At 61.2% G+C, this 7,739-nt stretch carries 5 protein-coding genes; all 5 read left to right on the forward strand.

Features of this window, described 5'->3' with window-relative positions; all coding sequences use genetic code 11:
- Nucleotides 1-2,613, forward strand: a 2,613-nt coding sequence (locus JWR14_RS31905; RefSeq protein ID WP_299717375.1) for a condensation domain-containing protein, incomplete at its 5' end; no start/stop codon positions are given.
- Between the two features lie 17 nt (nucleotides 2,614-2,630).
- A complete protein-coding gene (locus JWR14_RS31910) occupies nucleotides 2,631-3,638 on the forward strand; it encodes a TauD/TfdA family dioxygenase (RefSeq protein WP_299717377.1) in 1,008 nt (335 codons plus the stop codon).
- A 48-nt stretch (nucleotides 3,639-3,686) separates the two neighbouring features.
- Nucleotides 3,687-3,941, forward strand: coding sequence for a phosphopantetheine-binding protein (locus JWR14_RS31915; RefSeq protein ID WP_299717379.1), 255 nt, complete (start codon nucleotides 3,687-3,689; stop codon nucleotides 3,939-3,941).
- Nucleotides 3,942-4,083: 142 nt separating this feature from the next.
- Complete coding sequence (locus JWR14_RS31920) at nucleotides 4,084-6,342, forward strand: TonB-dependent siderophore receptor (protein WP_299717381.1); 2,259 nt, start codon at nucleotides 4,084-4,086, stop codon at nucleotides 6,340-6,342.
- A gap of 70 nt (nucleotides 6,343-6,412) precedes the next feature.
- The coding region (locus JWR14_RS31925) for a condensation domain-containing protein (protein ID WP_299717383.1) at nucleotides 6,413-7,739 on the forward strand (1,327 nt) is incomplete at its 3' end.

A 7,739-nucleotide genomic window follows, 5' to 3' on the forward strand; every position in this document is an offset into this window, starting at 1 on the left:
GTGGCTGCCGATCTTGGTCATACCGTGTTGTTCGGCGCGCTCGCATCGGGCGGCACGCTGCATCTGATCGACCGCGATACAACGCTCGACGCAGATTGCTTCGCGCGGTATATGACTCAGAACAGCATAGACGTACTGAAGATAGTCCCTGGACACCTGAACGCATTGCTGCAGGCGCAGAATGCCGCGGACGTCTTGCCGGCTCATACGCTGGTGTTGGGCGGCGAGGCAACGGCGTGGCCGTTGCTCGAAAAGATCCGCTCTTTAAAACCGTCGTGCCGTGTGATTAATCACTATGGCCCGACCGAGACGACCGTCGGCATCCTGACGCAGGACGCGGCGTGTGGGGACTCAAGCGCCGCGACCTTGCCCGTTGGCCTGCCGCTAGCAAACACGTCGACGTGGGTACTCGATGCCCACATGAACCCTGTCGGCGCAGGCGAAATCGGCGAATTGTATCTGGGCGGAGCGGGCGTCGCGCGGGGTTATCTGGGCCGGCCGGGAATGACGGCGGAGCGCTTCGTTCCCAATCCCTTCTCGACAGGCGTCCGCTTGTATCGCAGCGGCGACCGGGCACGCAGGTTGGCGGACGGTGCGATCGAATATCTGGGTCGTATCGACGATCAAATCAAGATTCGCGGTTATCGCGTGGAGCCGGGCGAAATCGCAGCGCGGCTACGTGCGCTAGATGGCGTCCTGGATGCGGCCGTGATCGTTTCGGCAGCGGGGCGTCTGGCCGGTTTTGCAACGGCAAGGCCCGGATGCAACCTCGAACCCGCTTCGCTCAAGAAACAACTAGCAGCTGTCCTGCCGGACTACATGGTGCCGTCGAGTGTGCGTGTGCTCGACGCGTTACCGCTCAACCGTAATGGCAAGCTCGACCGACAGTTGCTGGTCGAATTGGGGCGCGCAGCGACAAGAACGGGTGGAAGCGTCCGACATGCGCCGGAAGGCGCAACCGAAATCACGCTCGCGAGTATCTGGGCCGATGTGCTGGGACTGGTCGAGAACAAACTCGAAAACAGTATCCTCCGCGACGACAATTTCTTCGCGCTTGGCGGTCATTCGCTCGCTGCAATGCGGATGTTGTCACGGGTACGTGCCGCATGGCCAATCGATTTGCCGCTGCGTGCTGTGTTCAGTGCGCCGACGCTCCAGGCGCTCGCTGTGCGTATCGACGAGCTCTCCACCGAGCCACACAAGACGGGCAGCGATGCTTCTACGATCCGTATCGTCGAACGGCAGCAGGAGATGCCGCTATCGCTCACGCAGCAGCGCATCTGGGTCGTGGACCAGTTGGCGGGCGGTGGCCTTGCGTCGTACAACATGGCCGCGGGGCTGGACCTGCGCGGTGAACTCGATGCGAACCTGCTGCAGGCGAGCCTCGCTGCACTGGTCGAGCGGCATGAAGTCCTGCGTTCGTCGTTTGGCGAGCATGACGGCGATCCCGTCATGACGATTGCGGACCACCTTGATGTACCCATGCCGCTCGTCGACTGCGGCGCATTGCCCGATGTGCAGCGCGAGCAGACTGTCGCACGTTATCTGACGGACGCGGCCAACCGTCCATTCGATCTCGCTACGCCGCCGCTCATGCGCGCGCTGCTCTTGAAGTTCGACGCGTCGCATCATGTGCTGATTCTTGTGCTGCATCACATCGTGGCAGATGGTGCGTCGGTGCATATCCTTATCGATGAGTTGTGCGCGCTATATCGTGCGCGGCGCGGTGGCATGACGACTGCGTTGCCGGCCTTGTCGATTCATTACGCCGACTACGCGGCGTGGCAGCGCGAACAACTGACGCCGCCGAGATTAAGCAACGAACAGGACTTCTGGCGAACGTATCTGGCGGATGCCCCGCACTTCCTGGCGTTGCCGGCTGACCGGCCGCGTCCCCCGGTCGTTTCCCATGATGGCGGCACGGTGCGCCTGTCGTTGTCTCCCGAAACCGGCGAGCGCGTCCGAGCACTCGCGAGCGCGCGCGGCATGACGCCGTTCGCCGTGCTGCTCGCGAGTTTGCAACTGTTCCTGCACAAGCTGACGGGCCAGACCGATCTTCTGATCGGCACCGACGTGGCGGGGCGCGACCGGACCGAGTTCGAAGGGCTGATCGGATTTTTCATCAACGTGTTGCCGGTCCGCTCGCGCATCAGCACTGACGGTTCAAACATGGCGAGCTTCAACGCATGGCTCGACACCGCGAATCACTCAGCATGGGAAGCGCTGGAACATCGGGCATTGCCGTTCGACCGGATTGTCGATGCGCTTGCCGTGTCGCGCCGGCGTGATGCAAATCCGCTGCTGCAAATGTTGTTCGTACTGCGCGACCTGCCGCGCAAAAACGCCGGCGTCCCGGGTCTCGCGATCGAACTGCTGCGAGCGCAGACAACGCAATCGAAGTTCGACATGGCGCTGTTCGTCGAGCCGGTCGATGGCGGTTACGAGGTCGAATGGGTCTACGCGTCCTCGCTATTCGTGCGGTCCACTGTTACGCGCTGGTTCGGGTTGTGGCGTGACTTGCTCGACCAGGTATCGGCCAATCCCGGCTCGACGCTTGCCCGTCACTCGCCGGACGCCGTGCCGCAGCGCGTCCCTGAAGCCATTTCGCAATGAACGAGAGCCACTCATTTATGAACGCGACCCCGATCACCGACGCCAGCGTCGAGACCTCTTTTTTCAACGCCGGCACGCGCTTGCCCATCGTCCTCACACCGACCGGTCCCATCAACGATCTGCCCGGCTGGATCGACGCGCATCGCGACGAACTCGAGACGTGGCTCGCCCGCCACGGCGCTATCCTGTTCCGCAATTTCGGCCTTCCCGGACCTGCCGCTTTCGAGGCCTTCGCCGAAGCCATTTCACCCGCGCTGTATGGCGAATACGGCGATCTGCCAAAGAAGGAGGGCGGCCGCAATACGTATCGTTCCACGCCGTATCCCGAGCGGCAGATGATCCTCTACCACAACGAAAGTTCGCACTTGTCGCGCTGGCCGCGCCGGCAGTTTTTCTTCTGCGAACTGGCGTCCGTGACAGGCGGCGCTACGCCCATTGTCGATTGCCGCGAGATGCTGCGGCAGTTGCCGGCACAACTGGTCGATACGTTCGAGCGCAAACAGTTGATGTATGTGCGCACGTTTACTCGCGGCCTGGATGTGCCGTGGCGCGAGTTCTTCGATACCGACGACCGGCGCGCGGTGGAAGCACGTTGCGAAGCGGCGGGCGTGCAGTACGAATGGCTGCCGAACGACGAACTGCAGACACGCACCGTGTGTCCGGCGGTGATCGTGCATCCGCTGACCGGTGAGCGGTCGTTCTTCAACCAAGTGCAGTTGCATCACATCGCGTGTCTCGCGCCAGATGTCCGGATGGACCTGCTCGATATGGTCGGTCTTGCCCGCATGCCGCGGCACGCATATTTCGGCGATGGCAGCGCGATCAGCGACGACGCCATCGCGTTGATCGGTGCGGCGTACGAACGCTGCGCGGTGCGTTTCGACTGGCGTGCCGGCGACGTGCTGATGCTCGACAACATGCTCGTCGCGCACGCTCGCGATCCCTATCAGGGGCCGCGAAAAATTGTTGTGGCGATGAGCGAGTTGGTCGACCGCTCGCGATTCGCGAATGCCGCCAGCGCCTGACGCCTGGGCCTTTCCCCATTCCCCATACAGAAAGCAGACCCAAAGAACATGGACCAACAGACTCCGCAACTTCAGGAACCCGCCCTCGATGCCGCCCTGCGCACGCTCTTCGCAACCCTGCTGGAGGTCGATCCCGATACGGTTGGCGACGACGACGACTTCTTCGAACTGGGCGGCGACTCGCTGCTTGTCATCAAGCTGGTCGCCCGTATCCGCCGGACACTGAGCCGCGAACTCTCGCCCGGCGATGTCTTCGATCACCCGACAGTCGCCAGCCTGGCCCGCTTTCTCGACCATGGATGATCCGCGCAACACACCCGCACGATAGTCAGGGAAATTTCACACAAAAAATATCTCGCCGATATACTATCGTATTAGTAATCATTCGCATTTGCATTATCGTTCACATTCTTAACCACACCAACCACACCAACCGCAAGAGACCATGGCACGACAACAATCAGAACGACGCGGCACAGACCGCATCGGCGCGCGCGGGCGCGCAAGGAATCCCTGGCGGCTCGCGCCGATCGCAGCGGGCGTGTTGCTGGCGACATCGGCGTTTGCGCAGAGTGACGCTGTCGTGCCGGCGGATGCGACCGGCCAGCCGGCTGCGTCTGCCCCGGGGCAACAGTTGCCGGCGGTGGTGGTGAAGGGTCAGCGCGATGCGGAAACGGGCACGGGACCGGTTAAGGGTTACGTGGCGAAACAGAGCACGGCGGGCAGCAAGACCGACACGCCGATCATCAAGACGCCGCAGGCGATCTCGGTGGTGACACGCGACCAGATGGACATCCAGGACGCGCAGAGCGTGGCGCAGGCGCTGCGCTATACGTCCGGTATCAACCCGGAGCAGCGCGGCACCAACACGGATTCGCTCGAGTACCTGTACGCGCGCGGTTTCCTCGTCGATGAGTTCTGGAACGGCTTGCGCACGCCCGGTCCGGCCGGCGGTTTTGGTTTCAACGTGACGAGTTTCGATCCGTACATGTTCGAGCGTATCGAGTTGCTGCACGGACCAGCGTCCGTGTTGTACGGGCAGGGTTCGCCGGGTGGCACGGTGAATCTCGTGAGCAAGATGCCGACGGCCGAGCCGCTGCATGAAGTCGGATTCCAGACCGGCAGCTATGGGCGCCTGCAGGGGTTCTTCGACTTCAGTGGTCCTATCGATCAGGACGGCAAGGTGCTTTACCGTTTGACGGCGGACGGCTTCAATACCGGCACGCAAACGGACTACGTGAACCAGCAGCGCTTCGCGATTTCGCCGACCATTACGTGGAAGCCGACGAAAGACACCACGTTCACGCTGTTCATGAACTACCAGGCCGATCCCGAAGCGGGTATCTACAACACCGTGCCGGCGGTGGGCACGATCCAGACCGGCGTGGCGCAACTACCACGCAGTTTCTATCCGGGCGAGCCGGACTTTGACAGCTTCCGCAAGACGCAGGAGTCAATCGGGTACCAGTTGGATCATCGTCTGAACGATATCTGGTCGTTCAAGCAGAGCTATCGTTTCCTGCATAACAGCCAGACCATTCAGTATGTGGCGGACGACGCGGGCTACACCAACAACGGCACAGAGTTGGCGCGTGATGTGTACCTGAACACGGGCCGGTTGAACTCGCACACGGTCGATAACCAGGCCACCGCGCGTTTCAACACAGGACCGGTGTCGCACACGGCCACCTTCGGTGTCGACTATCAGTACACGCAATTCGACCATGCGTTCTACGGCGCGTTCGACAATGTGCCGTCGCTCAGCGTGACGAATCCGCAATACGGCCAGCCCGTTCCGTATCCGGACTTCATGTTCGGCACGTCGAACAAGCAGTCGGTCAAGCAGCTTGGCACCTATGCCCAGGACCAGATCGACATCGACCGGTGGTCGTTCTTGCTGGGCGTGCGTGAAGACTGGACGAACGAAGATAGCAAGTCGTACGTGAACGGTGCGGAGACGAGCCAGTTCAACCGCGCGTTCACCTGGCGTGCCGGCGGCGTATATAAATTCGACAACGGCTTTGCACCTTACGCCAGCTACACGAGGTCGTTCCAGCCGCAGGTCGGCTCGACCGCCGCGGGTACGACGTTCTCGCCGACGACCGCCCAGCAGTATGAGATCGGCGTGAAGTATCAGCCGAAGAACTACAACAGCTTTGTCACGTTATCGGCGTTTCACCTGACGCAACAAAACGTGCTGACCACAGATCCGAACAACATCAACTTCCAGGTGCAGACCGGCGAAGTGAGGTCCCAGGGTTTCGAGGTCGAAGCACACGCGAGCCTGACTAACAACCTGCAATTGATCTTCAGCTACACCTACACGAACCTGCTTAATACAAAGAGCACTACTTCGAACCTGAACAAGACGCCGGTCGGTATTCCGCGTAATACCGCCTCGCTGTGGGCGGACTATACGGTCACCAGCGGGCCGCTCAACGGTGTGCAAGCGGGCGCGGGCCTGCGTTATATCGGCGGTTCATACGGCGATACCGCGAACTCGATCCTGCTCTCGTCGGCAACCCTGGTCGACCTCGCGCTGCGATATGACCTCGGGCGCGCGTTGCCTTCCATGCACGGCTGGACGGCTTCGCTCAATGCAAGCAACCTGCTCAATCGCACATACATGGCGTCGTGCAGCGACGGTTCCTGCTATTGGGGTCAAGGCCGGCTCGTACTCGCGGGACTGAAGTATCAGTGGTAATTCAACAGGAGGCAGGGCGCCGATGCGGTCTTTTTCGACGAAAAGTTTAGCGGCGTCCTTGCCGGAGTCCTTGGTAACGCCCGGCGAGCAAGCCGGACGATTGCCGCTGTCTCCCCAGCAGGAAGGACTCTGGTTCATGCAGCGGCTCGCACCGCTGTCGACCGCCTACCATCTGGCGCGCGTTTTTCACTTGCGCGGCCAGGCCGATATCAGCGCGCTTGAACAGGCACTGAATGTCGTTCGTAGCCGGCATGCAGTATTGCGCACTCGTTTTGCGGAACAGGACGGCAAGCCTTTTCAGATCGTGGATGCGCCGGCCGATGTGCCGTTGCCGGTGACCGATCTTTCCTCGCTTCATAACGATGCACGCGAAAAAGCGCTGGCAGAAGCGCTTGCCCGCGAGGCACAGCAACCGTTCGGCCTGAGCACGGAAGGCGCGATCCGCTTGCGGGTTTTTGTGATGTCGGCGCAATGGAATGTGCTGTCCGTCGTGGCTCATCATCTCGTCTCCGATGGAACATCGACTGCGATCTTCACGCGTGAACTCGCTCACGCATACGGCAGGATCGTGCATGACGAAGTGATTCCTGAACTACCAGAGTTGACATGGCAGTACGCCGACTTCGCCGCGTGGCAACGCGACATGCTGGCAAGCGAAAAGGCGCGTGCCGACATCGCGTGGTGGACCGGGTACATCGGCTCGCCCCATGCAAGTTTCGAACTACCCGTCGATTTCGCACGAGCGCCCGGACAGGACCATCCGGCGCGAACCCATGCCTTTACGCTGACTAACTCAACAGCAAACGCGTTGCGCTCCCGCTGTAAGGCCGAGCGCTGCACGCCGTTTACCGTGCTGATGGCGGCGTGGCAGTTATTGCTGTCGCGACATGCCGGCAGCGACGATTTCTGTATCGGCGTACCGACCAGCGGAAGAACAACTGAGGAAAGCGAAGGCCTGATTGGTCTTTTTGTGGACACGCAGGTGTATCGCGCGCGCGTTCAACCGGCCATGACCGGACGCTCGCTGCTGCAATCGGTACGCAACGACACCCGTCTCGCGCTCGATCATGGCAGCGTCACGCTGGCGGCGCTCGTCGATGCATTAGGTGTGAAGCGAGAAGCCGATCGACACCCGCTTTTCCAGACACTCTTCAACGTGCAAGGTGCTGCGGCTGCTGGAAAATTGCGACTCGCGGGCCTTGAAGTCGATATCGTCGACACGGAAAGTCAGGCGGCTAAATTGGACCTCAGCATGGATATTCGCGTGAGTGCCGATGCGTTCACCTGCACCGCGCGCTACGACGGCGCGTTGTATCGTGCTGAAACCATCGCTCGACTCGGACGCCACTACGAAGCAATGCTGGCTGGCCTGTGCCAGGATCCTGATCGGCCGGTGG

Origin of the sequence: Caballeronia sp. (assembly GCF_028292365.1) — a bacterium.
Classification (GTDB): domain Bacteria; phylum Pseudomonadota; class Gammaproteobacteria; order Burkholderiales; family Burkholderiaceae; genus Caballeronia.

What these genes read in the sequence shown, in the direction of transcription:
- JWR14_RS31910 (WP_299717377.1), top strand. Translation starts at nt 2,631, where the DNA reads ATGAACGCGACCCCGATCACCGACGCCAGCGTCGAGACCTCTTTTTTC.
- JWR14_RS31915 (WP_299717379.1), top strand. Translation starts at nt 3,687, where the DNA reads ATGGACCAACAGACTCCGCAACTTCAGGAACCCGCCCTCGATGCCGCC.
- JWR14_RS31920 (WP_299717381.1), top strand. Translation starts at nt 4,084, where the DNA reads ATGGCACGACAACAATCAGAACGACGCGGCACAGACCGCATCGGCGCG.